The organism is Serratia sp. P2ACOL2 (genome assembly GCF_003691565.1).
Taxonomy (GTDB): Bacteria; Pseudomonadota; Gammaproteobacteria; order Enterobacterales; family Enterobacteriaceae; genus Serratia; species Serratia liquefaciens.
Genome location: NZ_CP033162.1, coordinates 636,895 through 655,726, shown reverse-complemented (window position 1 = coordinate 655,726; position 18,832 = coordinate 636,895). Strand labels below are relative to the sequence as shown.

Below are 18,832 nucleotides of genomic sequence, written 5' to 3'. Positions count from 1 at the left end.
ACATAATTGCGGCGATTATAACACGAAGCGTAGAGGATCTCTGCCTCAGCGTTGGAGATCGGTTGGAGTGGGACGCGCTCGACGCTATACTGACAATCCAATTCACCACGTCGAAGCAAAATTAAACGCTATGCCAGTTTTCTCCATTGTGGCTTTGATCGCCTACCTGCTCAGCCTTGGACTGATTATTCCCAGCTTGTTGCGGAAGAACAGCGCATACCGTCGGCTTGCTCTCGTCTCGGCGGTGGTGGCGCTAATTTGCCACGCCATCGCACTTCAGCAGCGTATCTTTGACGTTAGCGCCGGGCAAAATCTCAGCTTGCTGAACATAGGTTCGATAGTCAGCCTGATCATTTGCTCGGTCATGACCTTCGTGGCTTCGCGCGATCGCGGCTGGTTCCTGCTGCCTATCGTTTACAGCTTCGCGATGATCAACCTGGCCTTCGCCAGCTTTATGCCGGGTGAATTTATTACGCATCTGGAAGCCAGCCCGGAACTGATGGTGCATATCGGCCTGGCGCTGTTCTCCTACGCTACGCTGATCATTGCCGCGCTGTATGCGCTGCAACTGGCCTGGCTGGATTACCTGCTGAAAAACAAAAAGCTGTCTTTCAGCGCCGATATGCCGCCGTTGATGAGCATCGAACGCAAGATGTTCCACATCACCCAGATAGGCGTCGTGTTGCTCACGCTCACGTTGTGCACCGGGCTGCTTTATATGGATAACCTGTTCAGCAAAGAGAACGTGCACAAAGCCGTGTTGTCCATCATGGCGTGGTTTGTGTATATCGTCTTGCTGTGGGGCCATTATCACGAAGGCTGGCGCGGTCGCCGCGTCGTTTGGTTCAGCTTTGCCGGTGCCTTCCTACTCACGCTGGCCTACTTTGGCAGCCGTCTGATTCAGCAAGTGATGGTTCGCTAAGCTCTCAGGCACTCTTTCTCCATACATAAGGAATACCGCGTTGGAGCACGTTTCGACAGGGACCCTGATCATTATCCTGGTGGTCATGATTGTGGTTTCCGCTTACTTCTCAGCATCCGAAACCGGCATGATGACGCTGAACCGCTATCGTCTGCGTCATCTCTCCAAACAGGGCAACCGTTCCGCCCGCCGGGTCGAAAAGCTGCTGCAAAAACCGGATCGCCTGATAGGCCTGGTGCTGATTGGCAATAACCTGGTCAACATTCTGGCTTCGGCGCTGGCCACCATTGTCGGCATGCGCCTGTATGGCGATTTGGGCGTTGCCATCGCCACCGGCGTACTGACCTTCGCCGTGCTGCTGTTCGCCGAAGTACTGCCAAAAACCTTTGCCGCCCTGTATCCGGAACGCATCGCATTCCCCAGCAGCTTCTTGCTGGCACCGCTGCAAAAGGTGATGTTCCCACTGGTGTGGCTGCTCAATGGCATCACCACGCTGATTTTACGGCTGTTCGGCATTCGCACCAATGTGCGGATCAGCGACGCAGTCAGCAAGGACGAGCTGCGCACCATTGTGAAGGAATCGCACTCGCAGATTTCTCGTCGCAATCAGGACATGCTGATCTCGGTGTTGGATCTGGAGAAGGTGACGGTCGATGACATTATGGTGCCACGCAATGAGATTGTCGGCATCGATGTCAACGACGACTGGAAGTCGATCATGCGTCAGCTTACTCACTCCCCGCACGGCCGCATCGTGCTTTACCGCACCTCGCTGGATGATGCCATCGGCATGCTGCGGGTACGTGAAGCCTACCGCCTGATGACCGAGAAGAAAGAGTTCAACAAAGAGAACCTGCTGCGCGCCGCCGACGAAATTTACTATGTGCCCGAAGGTACGCCGCTGAACGTCCAGTTGGTGAAGTTCCAGCGCAACAAAGAGAAAGTCGGCATCGTGGTCGATGAATACGGCGACATTCAGGGGCTGGTGACGGTCGAGGATATCCTGGAGGAGATCGTCGGCGATTTCACCACGTCCATGTCGCCAACGCTGGCAGAAGAGGTTAATCCGCAAAGTGACGGCTCCGTGCTGATAGACGGTACAGCCAACGTGCGCGAGTTAAACAAGGCATTCAACTGGACGTTGCCGGCCACCGACGCGCGTACCATCAACGGCATGCTTTTGGAAGAACTGGAAGAGATCCCGGAGGTCGGCACCCGTGTTCGCATCGGCCATTACGACATCAGCATCCTTGACGTGCAGGACAATATGATCAAACAAGTGCGGGTCACGCCGATCAAGTCGCTGCAGTCCAGCGTTCAGCAACGCTGACCAGCCGCCAGAAAGGAAAAAAGACGCGAATATCGCGTCTTTTTTTATCGCTGTAGCCCGATGGCGAACTAGATGTGCAGTTCCTGCAGTTTCTCTTTCGGCAGCGCCAGCTCTTCGTTGTGGTTCACTACGACGTCATGGTCAAGAATGTGCTTCGCGATTTCCTGCGCTTCTTCCAGCGAGTGCATATGGTAAGTCCCGCACTGGAATTCGTTCAACTCAGGAATTTTACGCTGGTCAGTCACTTTCAGTACGTCGGCCATCGCCGCTTTCCACGCATCGGCAACACGCTGCTCTTCCGGCACGCCAATCAGGCTCATGTAGAAACCGGTGCGGCATCCCATCGGGGAGATATCGATAATCTCGACGCCCTGACCATTCAGGTGGTCACGCATAAAGCCGGCAAACAGGTGTTCCAGCGTATGAATGCCGCGCTCTGGCATCACTTCCAGGTTCGGCCGGCAGAAGCGCAGATCGAACACGGTGATGGTATCGCCATGAGGAGTTTTCATGGTTTTCGCGACGCGGACAGCCGGGGCTGCCATGCGGGTATGGTCTACGGTGAAGCTATCCAGCAGTGGCATTTCGTTACCTCCTCGTAAAAGAGTATTTATTTCGAAACTTTTTTATCTAACCAGGAAACCTTTTCCAACCCAGCGAGTCTGAGTATGTGAAAGACGCGCATTTGTTATCATCATCCCTGTCATCAGAGATGCATATTTGGCCACATTGATGTGGCCTTTTCTTTTTTAGCCCCCGCCGTGTTGCTTCAGGAACTCTTCAAAGCTTAGCGTATCACTGGCTTCTATGTTGCGTTGACGCTGCCACGAGGCTTTCTGCTCTTGTGCCAACTCAGCCTCCGTCAAAATCTCTAGCGGCTCTTCCGTCAGCATCTGACGATACTGCTCGGCCAGCTGCAGGCCCACACGCCCCGTCCCCTCTTCCTTCATCGCCTTCAGGATACGAGCGGAAAACGTCAAATCAGGATCGTCAAACGCCGCGACCAGTTCGTCACACACCTGCTGATACTGGCGATCGCCGGCTTCGCTATCCAACACTTCAGCCACGCGACGCAGATCGTCAAACAGTGCTTTACCTACTTTTGCCAGCGGTTCACGGCTGTCATCACACCCGATGCCGATGGTTTGGCTCGGCTTACGCCCTTCCAGGATCACCCGATTCCAGTTCTTGCGCGTACACAGCAATTCATCGCTGCTCATCTCTGGCGCATCGGCCAGCACGCACCACACCAGGAACAGGTCCAGGAAACGCGCCTGAACCGCATCCACGCCGATAGGCGAGAATGGGTTGATGTCCAGCGAGCGAACTTCAATGTATTCGATACCGCCGCGCAAAAGCGCATCTGACGGCGTCTCGCCACTTTTGGTCACACGCTTCGGCCGGATTGGCGCATAGAGTTCGTTTTCGATCTGAAGCACGTTACTGTTCAGTTGCAGATAACGATCGCCATCCTTCACGCCCAGTTTGGCAAACTCTTCGGAAGGCGTGGCAATTGCTCGCTTCAGGCCTTCGACATAGCTTTGTAGATCGTTGAAGGTGATACCCAAATTGCTCTGAGATTTATTGGTGTAACCCAGGTCACTCAACCGCAGCGAGGTGGCATACGGCAGATAACACATGCCCTGCTCGGTTCGCTCAAACGGCAACGAGGTTTCACGCCCTTTCAGGAACGAGGAACAGATTGCCGGCGATGCACCGAACAGATACGGGATCACCCAGCCAAAACGGTAATAGTTACGGATCAGGCGGAAATAGCCCGCAGAAATCTGCTCTTTACCGCTTTCGGCATCTTTGACGCCAGCCCATGCCTGCCAGAACTCCAGCGGCAATGAGAAATTGTAGTGCACGCCAGAAATGGTCTGCATCAGCGCACCGTAGCGGTTCTTCAACCCTTCACGGTAGAGCGTTTTCATGCGGCCAATGTTCGACGAACCGAACTGTGCCAGCTCAATGTCCTGCTCGGCTTCAATAAAGCACGGCATGCTGAGTGGCCACATACGCTCATCACCCAGATTGCGCGCTACGTAACGGTGAATATCACGCAAGAACGTCAGCATGTGATCGAGGTTATCGTCAACCGGCGTAATAAACTCTAACAGCGCCTCAGCAAAGTCTGTGGTTATCCAGTGGTGCGTTAATGCCGCCCCCAGTTTCTCCGGATGTCCGGTTGTTGCCAGCGTTCCGTTTTCGGTGACACGCAGCGTTTCACGCTCAATGCCGCGACGGATGCCTTTTAATGCATGGGGATGGGCTTCCAACCAAGAAAGCGCCTGGGATACGTCCGGGATCAAATTGACCTCCCGCTTCTAAAAACAATAACTCGTAAGCATACTGAATCTGCACCCGAGAGAATATTGAGTTATATTCACGTCGTTAATGCCACCAGGCCATTCCCTGTAACGTTATCATAGTCAAAATGATGTAACGCAGCGCCTTTCCGATACACAGAAACAGCGCGACAGGGCCCCAGGGCATGCGCAGCCAGCCTGCCAACACGCACAACAAATCGCCCACTACCGGTACCCAACTGAGCAACAGCGCAGCCGGGCCAAAGCGTTGCATCCACCCGAGCGCTGTATCCAGCCCTCGCTGCGGTTTCAACGCCGGTAACAGACGCCCGATAATGACATTGGTCAGCCCGCCAAGGGTATTTCCCAACGTCGCGGCCAACACCAGCAACTCTGGTGAGACACGGCTGTTGGTCAGCAAGGCAACCAAAACAATTTCTGAATTTCCCGGCAGCAACGTCGCACTGAGAAAGCTGCTACCGAATAACGACATGACGGCCAGCGTACTACTCACAGCGTACGGACGTCTACCACGGCCATATTGGCGCTTTTCGCTGCCTGGATACCGAAGTCTGCGTCTTCAAACACCACGCATTTCTCCGGCGGCACACCTATCAGTTCGGCGCAGCGCAGGAAGGTATCCGGTTCCGGCTTGTGGCGTTGCACGTCATCGGCACCCACAATCGCATCGAAGCAGTGGAACAGGCCCAGATGGCGCAGCAGGGTTTCTGCCATGCGATGCTCACTGCCGGTGCCCACCGCCATTGGACGGCGACCATGATAAGCTTTGACCACCTCGATTAACGGCAATGGGCGCACGCTGTCCAACAGCATCGCTTCTACCGCGCGGGTTTTCTCTGCAGCCAACTGATGGGGATCGAGATCGGCTTGATGACTGGCAAGGATCGCCTGGGCAATGCGCCAGGTCGGAGAACCGCTCAATGCCACCATCGCCGCCTCATCAAACGTCATACCGTAACGGGACAGCACCTCGTGCCACGCCTTGCGATGCGTCGGCTCGGTATCGAGAATGGTGCCGTCCATGTCGAAAATAAGACCCTGATAGCGGTCGTACATCGTTACTCCATGATCGTTGAGGAAAGAAAACTACTTTAGCGTAAAGCCGGAAGGTTGTCGCTGATCGCGTAATAGCGGAATGTGCTGTGCGTGAGAGTGAAGGACCGGGGGTTCAATAATCTATGTTCGGGGCCAGAAAGCGAAAAACCCGCCGAAGCGGGTTTTTCTTTAGATGGTGCATCCAGGAGGATTCGAACCTCCGACCGCTCGGTTCGTAGCCGAGTACTCTATCCAGCTGAGCTATGGATGCATTACTAATTTTTTGGTTTGTCTGCTTGAAGAAACAAGTTCGACAGAAAGAATGGTGCATCCAGGAGGATTCGAACCTCCGACCGCTCGGTTCGTAGCCGAGTACTCTATCCAGCTGAGCTATGGATGCACAGGAATTCTTTTTTGATACCGTATGGTACGTTGTTACTACCCCACCATACTGCAAAATATGGTGCATCCAGGAGGATTCGAACCTCCGACCGCTCGGTTCGTAGCCGAGTACTCTATCCAGCTGAGCTATGGATGCAAATGGCGGTGAGGCGGGGATTCGAACCCCGGATGCAGCTTTTGACCGCATACTCCCTTAGCAGGGGAGCGCCTTCAGCCTCTCGGCCACCTCACCATACGCTTCTTTCGAATTGTGCCTAACTTGCTTTGGAGAAGCTCATCGGCACTGCGTGGCGCACATATTACTTTCTCCGACTTTTAAGTCAAACAATTTTTCCCAACTCATGCGCGTTTGCACAATTCACACTCAACATGGGCGATTTCACGGCAAAAAGAGTGTTTTATCAACAGGCAACCATAGCGAAATAGCAAACAAAGTCAGGGAGGCAGCAAAAAGATTTAATCGGAGAAGTCAGGAAAGGAACGGTGATAGGCACAAAAAAGCGCAGTAGCGTCTCGCTGAGCAACGAGACGCTGCTTCGAAATCAGTAAGTCGTCTGTTGAGACTTCTCTGCCTGAATGCGCTGATAGATTTCTTCGCGGTGAACTGACACCTCTTTGGGGGCATTCACACCAATACGAACCTGGTTGCCCTTGACCCCTAGCACTGTGACCGTGACCTCATCGCCAATCATGAGGGTTTCACCAACTCGACGAGTCAGAATTAACATTCTTTGCTCCTTGAAAGATTAAAAGAGTCGGGTCTCTCAGTTTCCCCGTCATTATCCATCATATGCTGTGAAAACGTAAGTCATGTAACCCACAATAAGTGTAAGCAGACTTGGTCTCACCTCAGATAATGATAAGTTTAGCCGACCTGAAAAACTTTGTTCCCGTAATTGTAACCAAATTGTGTTAGCACAGTTTAAAAACGCCATAATCAACAATGAGTTATGGCGTTTGTAAGTGCTATTTATTTATATTCACAGTTTCGAGGCCACCCAGGCTTCTACGCTGTCTAGTGCCGCCGGCAGGGCACTGACGTCTGTCCCGCCTGCCTGCGCCATATCAGGGCGTCCGCCCCCTTTGCCGCCAACCTGCTGCGCCACGTTGCCGATCAACTCGCCGGCTTTAACCCGGTCGGTCAGATCTTTGGTCACGCCGGCAATCAGGCTCACCTTATCATCGGCCGTGGTAGCCAGCACGATAATTGCGGAACCCAGTTGATTTTTCAGATCATCAACCATGGTACGCAACATTTTTGGCTCGACGTTATCAAGCTTGCTGACCAACAGCGGGACGCCGTTAACCATTTTGGCCTTGCTGGACAATGAAGCGCTCTCCTGCGCCGCCTGCTGATCCTTCAACTGCTGCAGTTCTTTTTCCAACGCGCGAGTGCGATCGAGTACCGCACGCACTTTGTCCGTCAGGTTGTTGCTATCCCCTTTCACCAGGTGCGCAACGTCCTGCAACAAATCATTTTGCTGATGCAGGGTAGCAATCGCACCTTCGCCGGTGACGGCTTCAATACGACGAATACCCGCAGCGGTACCTGACTCGCTCAGAATGCGGAACAGACCGATGTCACCGGTACGGCTGGCATGAGTGCCGCCGCACAGTTCGGTCGAGAAGTCGCCCATGGTCAGTACGCGCACGTTATCGTCGTACTTCTCACCGAACAGCGCCATAGCGCCCTTCTCTTTGGCATCATCCAGCGCCATGACTTCGGTTTGTACCGGCAGGTTGCGACGTATCTGCTGGTTCACCAAGTCTTCTACAATGCGGATCTGCTCCGGCTTCATCGCTTCGAAATGCGAGAAATCGAAACGCAGGTATTTATCGTTAACCAACGATCCCTTCTGCGCCACATGCTCACCCAGCGTCTGACGCAGTGCAGCGTGCAGCAGGTGGGTAGCGGAGTGATTCAGACGGATGCGATTGCGGCGAACGGTATCGATCTGCGCATCAACGCGATCGTTCACTTTCAAGGAACCTTGAGACAGCTTGCCCTGATGACCGATGGCCTGGCCGTATTTCTGGGTATCGCTCACTTCAAAATCGGCGCCAGCGGCTTTCAGCACGCCTTTATCGCCAACCTGGCCACCGGATTCACCGTAGAACGGAGTTTCATCCAGTACCACTACGGCTTCTTCACCGGCGTGGATCTCATTGACCGACTGACCGTCGCGGAACAGCGCGATCACGGTTGATTGCTGCTGCTCGTGGTCATAGCCGCAGAACTGGCTGGCGCCATCAACGCGGATCATGCTGTTGTAGTCTGCGCCGAAACCGCTGGACTCACGTGCACGACGACGCTGCGCTTCCATCGCCAGTTCAAAACCGGCTTCATCCACTTTCAGGCCACGTTCACGGCACACGTCCGCCGTCAGATCGACCGGGAAACCGTAGGTGTCGTAAAGACGGAAGGCTGTTTCGCCATCCAGGGTATCGCCCTGCAGGTTAGCCAGTTCTTCGTCCAGCAGCGTCAAACCACGCTCCAGGGTGCGAGCAAACTGATCTTCTTCAGTTTTCAGTACCTGTTCAACCAAAGACTGTTGACGCTTCAGTTCGTCAGCGGCCGGCCCCATCACTTCGATCAACGGAGCAACCAGCTTGTAGAAGAAGCTGTCTTTCGCGCCCAGCATATTGCCGTGGCGAACAGCGCGGCGAATGATGCGGCGCAGCACGTAACCACGGCCTTCGTTTGACGGCGTCACGCCATCGGACACCAGGAAAGCACAGGAGCGGATGTGGTCAGCGATAACGCGCAAAGATTTGTTATTCAAATCTGCCGCGCCTGTCACCTTGGCCACTGCAGCGATCAGCGTGCTGAACAAGTCGATTTCATAGTTGGAGTTCACGTGTTGCAGGACTGCCGCAATACGCTCCAGACCCATACCGGTATCTACCGAAGGTTTTGGCAGCGGCAGCATGGTGCCGTCGGATTGACGGTTGAACTGCATGAAAACGATGTTCCAGATCTCAATGTAACGATCGCCGTCTTCTTCCGGACTGCCCGGAGGGCCACCCCAGATATGATCGCCATGATCGTAGAAAATCTCGGTGCACGGACCGCACGGGCCGGTATCGCCCATCTGCCAGAAGTTGTCAGAGGCAAAAGCCGCGCCTTTATTGTCGCCAATACGGATAATGCGCTCTGCCGGCACACCAATCTGCTTCTGCCAGATGTCGAAAGCTTCGTCATCGGTTTCATAGACGGTCACCCACAGCCTTTCTTTAGGCAGGTTAAACCAGTTTTCACCGGTCAACAGTTCCCAGGCGAAGCTGATAGCGTCATGTTTGAAATAGTCGCCGAAACTGAAGTTGCCCAGCATTTCGAAGAAGGTATGGTGACGTGCGGTATAACCGACGTTCTCCAGATCGTTATGCTTACCGCCTGCACGTACGCAACGTTGTGAGGTGGTGGCTCGGGAATAGGCGCGCTTGTCCAGCCCCAGGAAAACATCTTTAAATTGGTTCATGCCGGCATTGGTAAACAGCAATGTCGGATCATTGTTAGGCACCAGGGAGCTGCTTGCTACAACCTGGTGGCCCTTACTATGAAAGAAATCGAGAAACGCTTGACGGATCTCAGCGGTGCTCTTGCTCATAATTTTCCCGGAAAGGCTAGAATAACGACACGTGAGCAAGATACGCGACATCCTGACGATGGCATCTAACTCACGAACAAAAAGTGGGGATAAGATAAATTTTCTTCAAGGGGAAGTAAAACCCCGTGTGCGTTCATTGCGCAAAATCACGGTAAATTGACTGAATTTCTTCCTGGAAGAAGCCACGATAGAGCAGATAACGCTGAACTTTGGCTTTCTCTTTCCAGTCAGTTGGCAGTTTGTCGCCAAATTTACGCTGCGCAACCTGTTTAGCCTGCTCACACCAGTCGATATCACAGTCTGCCAGGGCAGTTTGCGTCAGCTCTTTGTCTACGCCCTTTTGCATCAGTTCCGAGCGGATACGCTGCGCACCGTAACCTTTACGGCTGCGGCTACCGATATAGCTGCGGGCAAAGCGTTGATCGTCCAACCAATTATGCTGATAGCAATAGGCAATCACCTGTTCGATAACGGCAGGATCAATCGGTTCTTCGGAAGACGGAGCAGGTGTGGAGGAGGTAGGCGTTTTGGTGCCAAATCTGGCTTTCGCCATAAATGGCTGCGCCGCAAGCTTGCGGCGCAGTTCAGCTTCACTATGATCGCGTTGCGACAGCAGGCGCATGGCGCGGCTTAGCAAGTCATTCATTATTCAAGCCTGATGTAGTCGACGCCCGTAAACCCATAACGGCATTCACAGGCGTCAGCAGCGATTAAAACTCTTCGCTGGTTTCAGCTTCGTCATCGAAGCCTTCGTCAGTTGCCGCAACCAGTTCACCGTTGCTGTGCAGCAGCAGGTCACGCAGTTTCTTGTCCAACTCAGCGGCAACCGCCGGGTTTTCTTTCAGGAAGTTACAGGCATTTGCCTTACCCTGACCGATTTTATCGCCGTTGTAGCTGTACCAGGCACCGGCTTTCTCGATCATCTTGTGCTTCACGCCCAGATCGACCAGTTCGCCGCGGCTGTTGATACCTTCGCCGTACAGGATTTGGAATTCGGCCTGTTTGAACGGCGCAGCAATTTTGTTTTTGACGACTTTCACGCGGGTTTCACTGCCGACGACTTCATCGCCTTCTTTCACCGCGCCGATACGGCGGATATCCAGACGGACTGATGCGTAGAACTTCAGTGCGTTACCGCCAGTGGTGGTTTCAGGGTTACCGAACATCACACCGATTTTCATACGGATCTGGTTGATGAAGATCAGCAGGGTGTTGGCGTTTTTCAGGTTACCAGCCAGCTTACGCATCGCCTGGCTCATCATACGTGCCGCCAGACCCATGTGTGAGTCACCGATTTCACCTTCGATTTCCGCTTTCGGCGTCAAGGCCGCCACGGAGTCAACGATAATCACGTCAACCGCGCCAGAACGGGTTAAGGCATCACAGATTTCCAACGCCTGCTCACCGGTGTCCGGCTGAGAACACAGCAGGTTGTCGATATCAACACCCAGCTTCTTCGCATAAATCGGATCCAGCGCGTGCTCTGCATCGATAAAGGCACAGGTTTTACCTTCGCGCTGCGCCGCAGCGATAACCTGCAGCGTCAGGGTGGTTTTACCGGAAGATTCCGGACCATAAATTTCAACGATACGGCCCATTGGCAGGCCGCCTGCACCCAGTGCGATATCAAGTGACAGCGAGCCGGTAGAGATCGTTTCTACGTCCATAGAACGGTCTTCACCCAGACGCATGATGGAGCCTTTGCCGAACTGTTTCTCAATCTGGCCCAGTGCCGCAGCTAGCGCCTTTTGCTTGTTCTCATCAATAGCCATTGTTGCTCCTTCGTTACGCAATGTCGGTGTTACCCCACACTGCCACTGAATGTATGTTGTGCAGGAAATGTCACTAATTATACTGTATGGTCATACAGTATCAAGCCTAATTTCACAAAAATTCGTCAAGGGCGGTTTGCAGCGCGAAAATTGTCGCCTGAAGCCGCACTGCATCACGATCGCCGGAAAATTGCATCTTTTGCGCCAGCACGCGTCCTGAGGATTCGGCAAAACCAAACCAGACCGTACCCACCGGTTTTTCCACGCTGCCACCGTCCGGTCCGGCAATGCCGCTAACCGACAGCGCCAGGTTGGCCCGAGCCGCATGCAGAGCCCCCTGAGCCATCTCGCGCACCACCTCTTCGCTTACGGCGCCATGGGCATTCAGGGTCGCTTCCGCCACGCCTAGAAGCTCATGCTTCGCCGTATTGCTGTAGGTGACAAAACCACGATCGAAATAAGCGGAACTGCCGGCAATATCGGTGATGGCCTTGGCGATAGCCCCCCCGGTGCAAGATTCTGCACAGGTGATCCACTGGCCATTAGCCTTCAGTTTTTCCCCTACTGCAACGCTGAGTTTACGCAGTTGCTGTTCACTCATAACCTCTCCTTAGCGAATCAGGTATATGCGCCCGATAGTAGCATTTATCAAGCTTATCTGACGCGGCGATGACAGAAATGCGCGACGCTTCGCAGGCGATGCGGTGTTAAGCCTTAACCCAAACTGCTAGTATCGAATGTAACGTTCGGGTTAATGAGCGGCGTTTTCTCACGAGGGATCTCACAGGGTTGTTTTTGCCGCCGGCATGGCCAGCCCATGGCAAACCAGGATAAAAGATTAGGATGATAGAGTGAAAAAAACGTTAGGCGTCTTCTTTCCGTTGTATACCACCACCCTGCTGATGCTGCTGGGTTCAGGGTTACTCACCACCTACATCTCCCTGCGTTTAACGTCTATTCACGTGACCGGCGCGTTGATCGGCGCGATTATTGCCGCCAACTACATCGGTTTGGTGATCGGCGGCAAGGTCGGCCATTTTCTGATTGCTCGTGTCGGCCATATCCGCGCTTACGTTTCCTGCGCCGGCATTATTACCGCGGCGGTGCTGGGACATGGCCTGACGGAATACATCCCCGTGTGGGTGGTGCTGCGGCTGATTATCGGCCTGTGCATGATGTGTCAGTTCATGGTGCTGGAAAGCTGGCTTAACGATCAGTCGGAATCCAATCAGCGCGGGATGGTGTTCGGCTTCTATATGGCGGCTACCTATTTGGGCATGTCGTTAGGCCAGGTGGTGCTGATGCTGCAGGCCAACCTAGGTATTACCACTTTGCTGGTGATCGCCCTGTGCTTTGCGCTCTGCCTGGTGCCTATCGCCCTGACTACCCGCACCAATGCACGCCATATGTCACCGGCACCGATGGAGCTACGCTATTTTATCGGCGCCATCCCCAAGGTGCTGGCGACCACGCTGGTCATCGGCATGGTAGTGGGATCTTTCTACGGGCTGGCCCCGGTCTATGCCAGCATGCAGGCACTGACCACCCAGCAGACCGGCTTGTTTATGGCGATATCGATCTTCGCCGGGCTGGTGGCGCAATTCCCGCTTAGCTGGCTGTCGGATCGCTATAACCGTACGCTGTTGATGCGCATCAACGCCATTTTATTGATCGTAGCCGCGCTGCCGTTGGCATTGGTACCGCACATTGATTTCCCAGTGCTATTGGTGGTGGGCTTTATCGTCAGCATGCTGCAGTTTACGCTCTATCCCTTGGTGGTTGCCCTGGCAAACGATTTGATAGAGCCGGAGCGGCGCGTCTCGTTAGCCGCCTGTTTGCTGATGGCCTTCGGCGTGGGTGCCAGTGTCGGCCCCCTGGCGGTCGGCGCGCTGATAGAGCCGCTGGGTGGGAATACGCTGTATGCCTTCTTTGCACTGTGTGGTGTGCTGCTGGTGGCCTTCAGCCGGACGGTAAAACAAGACGAATCGCAGTTTGTGCAGGATGCGCCATTACCGCACATTCCCCTGCCGGACAGCCTGACCAGTTCGCCGCTCTCTCCGGCGCTGAACCCAACCTTTGATGAACAGATTATCCACGACACCATGCCGCCACCGGAGGCGGCTCCCGATCCGATAGAGCCGCAGGCCAGCGATGCGTCGGACGAGGAAGAAGCGGAGCCCCCTGTTCCGCAGGGAGCCGATCCTGATGAAGATACCGGATTGAAAAAGGCCCATTCAATGCTTTAAGCGGCCATCGCTGTATACGATGGGCTGGCTACAGATCGAGGAAAGATCCCAGACGGTAACCGCGTTCCGCGATGGCGTTTTTCATGCCTGGCGAAGTCAGAACGTCCACTTCGGCAAGCCGCGGGTAGCAATATTTACTCGCCAAAATAGTGTTATCCAGGAACGCCGGGTGGCACATCATCTCCACCGACTTGGCACCACGTTGATCGGCACGATCGAGCACCTGTAAAAACAGCGCTTCGGATATCGATTCGCCATAGAAACCCGCATCAAACCACTCGGTACTGCGGTCATAACGCAATGGGATATCTTGCCGTTCAACCTCCTGACGCCCAATACGCAGCGGGATGGCACGGGACTGAGCGAACGCCTCGACCAGCGGGTAAATCTGCGGCAGCATATGCACGTGATGATGGCTGTCGATATGCGTCGGCGCTTTGCCAAACACCGCCATGAACCTGTCGTATTGGCTCACCAACTCATCGTGGATTTCGTCCATGCTCAGCAGCCCAGACTCTGCCCTTTCCCATAACCACTTGCCCAGCTCTCCGCGTTCGTTAACCAGCGAAGGCATGGCCGTCAATGGATGCCCGTGAGTCAGCACAAAATGCAGGCCGATCTTCAGCCCAGGATAAAGCCGGCTGAGGCTGGCGGCATGCTGTACGTCCGGGCTATTCACCATTGCCGTGGTTGAAGTGACCACCCCATAGTGAAACGCCTCAATCACCCCATAGTTCTGTCCCTTGCTCAGACCAAAATCGTCGGCATTCACTATCAGTAACTTTTCCATTTTGGCATCCATTTAACAAATTTTTGGCAAGGGAATACCGTCCGTCAGGTACGGCAATTCCCCTTCGCTTAAGCAAAGAAATTTATTTCATCAGGCTATTGGCGGCCTGAAAGGCATTCGGAATATCGGCGTTAATGCTTATCGGGAGCGGCCCTAAACAGGGCCGTAGAACTTTTTTCGGTAATTACCCGGCGTCACTTCGGTGAGTCTCTTAAAGTTTTTAATAAACAGGCTCACGTCGCCATAGCCAGAGTCGAAGGCAATATCCGAAACCGAATAGTTGGTGACTTCAAGCTGCGTTTTGGCAAAGTTGATGCGGATTTCATTGATCACCTGCATTGGCGTTTTATGGTAATAGCGTCGCATCGCCCGGGTCAGGTACTCCTGCGTTTTTCCCGACAACTCCACCATATTGAGCAGTGCCTTTTCACCAAACATGGCTTTATCATGCATGCCGGCCAGGGTGTTTTTCAGCCACTGCGGGATATCGTCCCCCTCGCCGCTCTCTTCCTTATAGTGACGAATGCGGCTGATGATATAAAAGGTCAGCGTTTCCAGGAATTCGGCAAAATCATCCTCGCGAAACTGCGGGGAACCCACCACCGACTCGATATAATCCAGGAATTCATTCTTCAGGCTATAGGCCTGGGAGGCGACAAAACAGCGTGGCAACTGCTGCAAATAGTTCTCTTCGAAGAACACCTTGCCAACCGCCACGTTGAAGATTTTCGCGGCACCGAACTCATAAAAGCTCTGATGGCGCGAACCAATGGGGATGAAAACAAAATCGCCCCGTTCCAGCAGCACGCGCTTGCCGTTGATCTCCTGATAACATTTGCCGCTCAGGACGATGGTGAATTCATAGTAGTCATGCTGATGCAGCCCAGTGGCGCTTTCCACCTTGTTATAAATGAACAAATGGAAATCTTTGCAGTTAAAGAAATCCTGCTCCCGAATCAGCTTAACGTCGTTCGCATTCAGCGAAACCAGGTTCTCAGACATCGCATGCGCTCCCGTTAATCAAAGCCGTTCTGCCGGGCCGTCTCGGCAAACCAATAGCCACTCTTCTTCAACGTGCGCTGTTGGCTCTCCCGCTCCAGCCGAACTAACCCGTAGCGATTCTTGTAGGCATTAAGCCAGGACCAGCAGTCGATAAAGGTCCACAAATGATAGCCTTTGCAGTTGGAACCCTCCGACAGCGCCTGATGCAGCCATTTCAGATGATCGCGGATAAAGTCGATTCGATAATCGTCCTCCACCCGCCCAGTAGGGCCGATAAAGGCCTCTTCACCCTCTACGCCCATGCCATTTTCTGAAATATAGCAGGGAATGTTGCCGTAGTTTTCCTTCAGATCCATCAGGATGTCATACAGCCCTTTTTCATAGATCTCCCAGCCCCGATGCGGATTGATCTTGCGGCCAGGCATGTCGTAATAGCTGAACAGATCTTCCGGCATCGTCACGGGTGCGTCGGCCCGGTAGCTTTCTTTCGCTTTAACCCTGCGCGGTTGATAGTAATTGACGCCCAGAATATCTACCACGCCGTCGGCAATCAGCTGTGCGTCCTCCGGTGCCGTTTGTGGCAACAAATCATTGGCGCGCAGTAAATCAACCAAATCTTGCGGATAACGCCCTTTGGTCACAGGATCAAGGAAGCTTTTGTTCAGCAACAGATCCGCATGATGGGCGGCCACGCCATCTTCCTGGCTGTTCGAACGCGGATAGGTCGGGCTCAGGTTCAAAATAATACCTATCGCGCCTTGGTGGCCCAACGCCCTGAACTCCTTCACCGCTTTGGCATGGGCCAGCACGCTGTGGTAAGCCACCGCGACTGCCCTTTTAAAATCAACCACGCAAGGATAATGCAGGTCATTCAGATAGCCCGCTTCGACCGGCACAATCGGCTCGTTAAAAGTAAACCAATGAGTGACCCGATCGCCGAACAGGCTGAAACAGGTTTTGGCATAGCGGGCATAGGCTTCCACCACCGCCCGGCTTTCCCAGCCGCCTTTCCGCTGCATGCACATCGGCATGTCGAAATGGTAAAGGTTGATAAATGGCGTAATGCCCTCAGCCAGCAGGCCATCGATAAGCGCGTTATAGAAAGCGACGGCTTTCGGATTCACCTCGCCCTCCCCGTCCGGGATCAGCCGTGACCAGGAAATAGAGGTTCTGAAGGTGTTATGCCCAAGCTTTTTTAACAGCAGGATGTCTTGCTGGAAACGGTCATAAAAGGTGGATGCCTCGGACGGACCGACCTGATGATGAAAGCGTTCTGGCGCAATGTCATACCAGTAATCGAAGATGTTCTGACTTTTGCCATCCCGTGCAGAGGCCCCTTCCGACTGCGGCGCAGAGGTCGCACTTCCCCACCAGAAATCGTCAGCAAATTGATATTTCATCCAAACGCCCCTAAAACCGGGGCAGCAAGGGCTGCCCCAGACTGACAGTTAGAATTTCAGCGCCTTGGCGATGTCTTCTTCGCTTTCGGTAGCCTGATCGATCTGGCTCTGCGCCTTGTTGGATATCATCACAAACGGCAGGTAAATCAAGGTCGCCACGCCCAGGTTGAAGAAGCTCAGCAACATGGCGACGATACTGCCGTTAGTATTGAAGAACGCCCCCAGGCCTACCGGCATGGTCCAGGGCGCAATGTTGGTGATCGGCGGAATCATTCCGGTGTAATAGGCCACCGTGGTGATGATCGTCAATACCGGTTGAACCAGAATGAACGGGATAAACATCACCGGGTTCATGATTACCGGCAGGCCGAACAGGATAGGTTCGTTAATCTGGAAGATGCCCGACGGGGTAGCCAGCTTGGCGACCTGGCGATAGTCTTCACGGCGCGAGGCGATAAAGATGGCGATAATCAGCCCCAGCGTAGACCCGGTGCCGCCCAGATAGATATAAGAGTCGACGAAAGGTTTCGCCCACATATGGAACTCTTTGCCGGCGGCAACGGCGGCTTCGACCGAACCATACTTGTTGTAAAGCTCTACGTTTTCCAACGCGAATGGCGTCATGATGCCGCTGTCCAGCGCGGCCAGCGCCATCGAGCCATGCACCCCGAAGAACCACAGCAGCGAGGAGAACATCACATACACCCAGCCGACCACGCTGCCCATTTTCGCCAGCGGAGCCGAGATGCTGTCCATGATGATTTGGTGGAAGTTGGTTCCCCACAGCGTCAGGCAATAGGCAATCACGCCCATGATCGACAGGATCAGGAATCCGGGGATCAGTGCGGAGAACGAGCGAGACACGGAAGAAGGTACGCTGTCGGGCAGGCTGATGACCCAGTTGCGGCGCACCACAAAGGTAAACATCTCCGCCACCACCAGGCCGATCACCATGCCGGAAATGATGTTGGCGCCGCCAAGCCAGTTAGCACCGACGGCATAAGCCTCACCGACGCTGAACGGCGTTACCGTCATAAAGGCGGCAACCGCCAGTAGCGCGGCCGCCAGCGGGTCAACCTTACGCTCCTCCGCTAAAGCCATGCTGATAAAGAAGGGCGTCATCAGGGACATAATCCCCAGGGTGCCGTTATAAACGCTGCCACCGATGGTCTTCAGGCTGTTTAGCGTTTCAATGGTGGACGCATCCAGCCGTACCCCCAATGAAAAGAAGAACGAGCCTTCGCCGAAACTGAGGAATACGTTGTTGATCAGAACGAACATCGCCCCGGTCAACGTCAGCGGCATTAATCGAATGAACCCGTTTTTGATGGCATTAACATGGGGCTGTTTACCAATTTTCACGGCAAAAGGCAGTATGACCTTTTCCAACGAGGCAATTAACGTATTCACGGCAGACCCCTTTATTGGTTAGCTTTTTTTATGGTGGCGACCGCGGCCTTCAACACCCCAAGGCCATCAAGCTTGCCGTATAAAGCGGAATCGATCACTTCGACGGGCTTATTGGGCAGCTGTTTTTGTACTTCGGCTAACGTATAGGCAATCTGCGGCCCCAGCAGGATCAAATCTGCCTCTGCGCCCTTTTCCGCTGCCAGCGCTTCGGGATAAGCTGCAATGATCACTGGCACTTCGTACTTCTCGGCCTGCGCCTTCATTTTTGAGACCAGCAGAGAAGTCGACATACCGGCAGAACAAAACAGATAGATTTTTTTCTTTTCCATACCCAATCCCTCAAGATAATCAAAAAAGCCCCGTGTCATTTGTTTGCCAGATGCAATAGCGATTGCCTCGCGCACATTCCTTATGAAAATTTCCGTTGCTCTGCCCTGGTTACGAACAGTATACGGAGGCATCGGAGCGGACCGGTAAGCCATCGGCGTAAAGAACCGTCTCTCCTTGACCTTCCCGATTGACCCTCTTCACATTTTGCATAAAAAATTAGTGTGACCGGGCTCACAAATAACCTTAAATTACCGA

At 53.8% G+C, this 18,832-nt stretch carries 17 protein-coding genes and 4 tRNA genes; 3 read left to right on the top strand and 18 right to left on the bottom strand.

All coding sequences use genetic code 11. The features are described from left to right. Nucleotides 1-130: 130 nt before the first annotated feature. Nucleotides 131-922, top strand: coding sequence for an inner membrane protein YpjD (locus EBA31_RS03105; protein WP_020825289.1), 792 nt, complete (start codon nucleotides 131-133; stop codon nucleotides 920-922). Nucleotides 923-962: 40 nt separating this feature from the next. Then, on the top strand, nucleotides 963-2,252 hold the full coding sequence (locus tag EBA31_RS03100) for an HlyC/CorC family transporter (protein WP_046374472.1): 1,290 nt from the start codon (nucleotides 963-965) through the stop codon (nucleotides 2,250-2,252). 68 nt (nucleotides 2,253-2,320) lie between these two features. On the opposite strand, the gene luxS is transcribed toward EBA31_RS03100, so the two are convergent. From luxS to pncC, 13 genes are all read right to left on the bottom strand, one after another. Further along, nucleotides 2,321-2,836: an S-ribosylhomocysteine lyase gene (luxS, locus tag EBA31_RS03095; RefSeq protein WP_020825287.1), complete on the bottom strand. Its 516-nt coding sequence runs from the start codon at nucleotides 2,834-2,836 to the stop codon at nucleotides 2,321-2,323. 165 nt (nucleotides 2,837-3,001) lie between these two features. Continuing rightward, nucleotides 3,002-4,564, bottom strand: a complete 1,563-nt coding sequence (gene gshA / locus EBA31_RS03090; RefSeq protein WP_122077295.1) for a glutamate--cysteine ligase — start codon at nucleotides 4,562-4,564, stop codon at nucleotides 3,002-3,004. Between the two features lie 82 nt (nucleotides 4,565-4,646). Beyond that, a complete protein-coding gene (locus EBA31_RS03085; RefSeq protein ID WP_041414225.1) occupies nucleotides 4,647-5,075 on the bottom strand; it encodes a YqaA family protein in 429 nt (142 codons plus the stop codon). Beyond that, nucleotides 5,072-5,638: a fructose-1-phosphate/6-phosphogluconate phosphatase gene (gene yqaB, locus EBA31_RS03080; protein ID WP_020825284.1), complete on the bottom strand. Its 567-nt coding sequence runs from the start codon at nucleotides 5,636-5,638 to the stop codon at nucleotides 5,072-5,074. The genes EBA31_RS03085 and yqaB overlap by 4 nt, the downstream gene beginning before the upstream one ends. Nucleotides 5,639-5,811: 173 nt before the next feature. Further along, nucleotides 5,812-5,888, bottom strand: a tRNA-Arg gene (locus EBA31_RS03075). A gap of 52 nt (nucleotides 5,889-5,940) precedes the next feature. Further along, nucleotides 5,941-6,017, bottom strand: a tRNA-Arg gene (locus tag EBA31_RS03070). 61 nt (nucleotides 6,018-6,078) lie between these two features. Beyond that, nucleotides 6,079-6,155 (bottom strand) — tRNA-Arg (locus EBA31_RS03065). Between the two features lie 3 nt (nucleotides 6,156-6,158). Then, nucleotides 6,159-6,251 (bottom strand) — tRNA-Ser (locus EBA31_RS03060). Between the two features lie 310 nt (nucleotides 6,252-6,561). Next, nucleotides 6,562-6,747, bottom strand: a complete 186-nt coding sequence (csrA, locus tag EBA31_RS03055) for a carbon storage regulator CsrA (RefSeq protein ID WP_004091602.1) — start codon at nucleotides 6,745-6,747, stop codon at nucleotides 6,562-6,564. A 252-nt stretch (nucleotides 6,748-6,999) separates the two neighbouring features. Further along, nucleotides 7,000-9,627, bottom strand: a complete 2,628-nt coding sequence (gene alaS / locus EBA31_RS03050) for an alanine--tRNA ligase (protein WP_020825283.1) — start codon at nucleotides 9,625-9,627, stop codon at nucleotides 7,000-7,002. Between the two features lie 133 nt (nucleotides 9,628-9,760). Continuing rightward, on the bottom strand, nucleotides 9,761-10,273 hold the full coding sequence (recX, locus tag EBA31_RS03045; protein ID WP_020825282.1) for a recombination regulator RecX: 513 nt from the start codon (nucleotides 10,271-10,273) through the stop codon (nucleotides 9,761-9,763). Between the two features lie 64 nt (nucleotides 10,274-10,337). Then, complete coding sequence (gene recA / locus EBA31_RS03040) at nucleotides 10,338-11,399, bottom strand: recombinase RecA (RefSeq protein ID WP_020825281.1); 1,062 nt, start codon at nucleotides 11,397-11,399, stop codon at nucleotides 10,338-10,340. A gap of 112 nt (nucleotides 11,400-11,511) precedes the next feature. Continuing rightward, nucleotides 11,512-12,000 carry a nicotinamide-nucleotide amidase gene (pncC, locus tag EBA31_RS03035; RefSeq protein WP_020825280.1) on the bottom strand — a complete coding sequence of 163 codons (489 nt, stop codon included), beginning with the start codon at nucleotides 11,998-12,000 and terminating at the stop codon, nucleotides 11,512-11,514. 250 nt (nucleotides 12,001-12,250) lie between these two features. On the opposite strand from pncC, the gene EBA31_RS03030 reads away from it, so the two are divergent. Next, on the top strand, nucleotides 12,251-13,645 hold the full coding sequence (locus EBA31_RS03030) for an MFS transporter (protein WP_122077292.1): 1,395 nt from the start codon (nucleotides 12,251-12,253) through the stop codon (nucleotides 13,643-13,645). Between the two features lie 28 nt (nucleotides 13,646-13,673). Here EBA31_RS03030 and chbG read toward each other — a convergent pair whose 3' ends face one another. From chbG to EBA31_RS03005, 5 genes are all read right to left on the bottom strand, one after another. Next, a complete protein-coding gene (gene chbG, locus EBA31_RS03025) occupies nucleotides 13,674-14,435 on the bottom strand; it encodes a chitin disaccharide deacetylase (RefSeq protein WP_122077288.1) in 762 nt (253 codons plus the stop codon). A gap of 153 nt (nucleotides 14,436-14,588) precedes the next feature. Further along, nucleotides 14,589-15,437 (bottom strand): transcriptional regulator ChbR, encoded by an 849-nt coding sequence (gene chbR, locus EBA31_RS03020; protein ID WP_122077284.1) that lies wholly within the window; start codon nucleotides 15,435-15,437, stop codon nucleotides 14,589-14,591. A gap of 14 nt (nucleotides 15,438-15,451) precedes the next feature. Next, on the bottom strand, nucleotides 15,452-16,837 hold the full coding sequence (locus EBA31_RS03015) for a glycoside hydrolase family 1 protein (RefSeq protein ID WP_122077280.1): 1,386 nt from the start codon (nucleotides 16,835-16,837) through the stop codon (nucleotides 15,452-15,454). Nucleotides 16,838-16,885: 48 nt separating this feature from the next. After that, nucleotides 16,886-18,247 (bottom strand): PTS N,N'-diacetylchitobiose transporter subunit IIC, encoded by a 1,362-nt coding sequence (chbC, locus tag EBA31_RS03010; RefSeq protein WP_020825275.1) that lies wholly within the window; start codon nucleotides 18,245-18,247, stop codon nucleotides 16,886-16,888. Nucleotides 18,248-18,258: 11 nt separating this feature from the next. Continuing rightward, nucleotides 18,259-18,576, bottom strand: a complete 318-nt coding sequence (locus EBA31_RS03005) for a PTS sugar transporter subunit IIB (RefSeq protein ID WP_020825274.1) — start codon at nucleotides 18,574-18,576, stop codon at nucleotides 18,259-18,261. Nucleotides 18,577-18,832 lie beyond the last annotated feature (256 nt).

Excerpts from the sequence above, each read along its gene's own strand:
- pncC (WP_020825280.1), bottom strand. The coding sequence starts at position 12,000 with ATGAGTGAACAGCAACTGCGTAAACTCAGCGTTGCAGTAGGGGAAAAA.
- yqaB (WP_020825284.1), bottom strand. The coding sequence starts at position 5,638 with ATGTACGACCGCTATCAGGGTCTTATTTTCGACATGGACGGCACCATT.
- chbG (WP_122077288.1), bottom strand. The coding sequence starts at position 14,435 with ATGGAAAAGTTACTGATAGTGAATGCCGACGATTTTGGTCTGAGCAAG.
- recX (WP_020825282.1), bottom strand. The coding sequence starts at position 10,273 with ATGAATGACTTGCTAAGCCGCGCCATGCGCCTGCTGTCGCAACGCGAT.
- chbR (WP_122077284.1), bottom strand. The coding sequence starts at position 15,437 with ATGTCTGAGAACCTGGTTTCGCTGAATGCGAACGACGTTAAGCTGATT.
- EBA31_RS03015 (WP_122077280.1), bottom strand. The coding sequence starts at position 16,837 with ATGAAATATCAATTTGCTGACGATTTCTGGTGGGGAAGTGCGACCTCT.
- alaS (WP_020825283.1), bottom strand. The coding sequence starts at position 9,627 with ATGAGCAAGAGCACCGCTGAGATCCGTCAAGCGTTTCTCGATTTCTTT.
- recA (WP_020825281.1), bottom strand. The coding sequence starts at position 11,399 with ATGGCTATTGATGAGAACAAGCAAAAGGCGCTAGCTGCGGCACTGGGC.
- csrA (WP_004091602.1), bottom strand. The coding sequence starts at position 6,747 with ATGTTAATTCTGACTCGTCGAGTTGGTGAAACCCTCATGATTGGCGAT.
- luxS (WP_020825287.1), bottom strand. The coding sequence starts at position 2,836 with ATGCCACTGCTGGATAGCTTCACCGTAGACCATACCCGCATGGCAGCC.
- EBA31_RS03005 (WP_020825274.1), bottom strand. The coding sequence starts at position 18,576 with ATGGAAAAGAAAAAAATCTATCTGTTTTGTTCTGCCGGTATGTCGACT.
- EBA31_RS03105 (WP_020825289.1), top strand. The coding sequence starts at position 131 with ATGCCAGTTTTCTCCATTGTGGCTTTGATCGCCTACCTGCTCAGCCTT.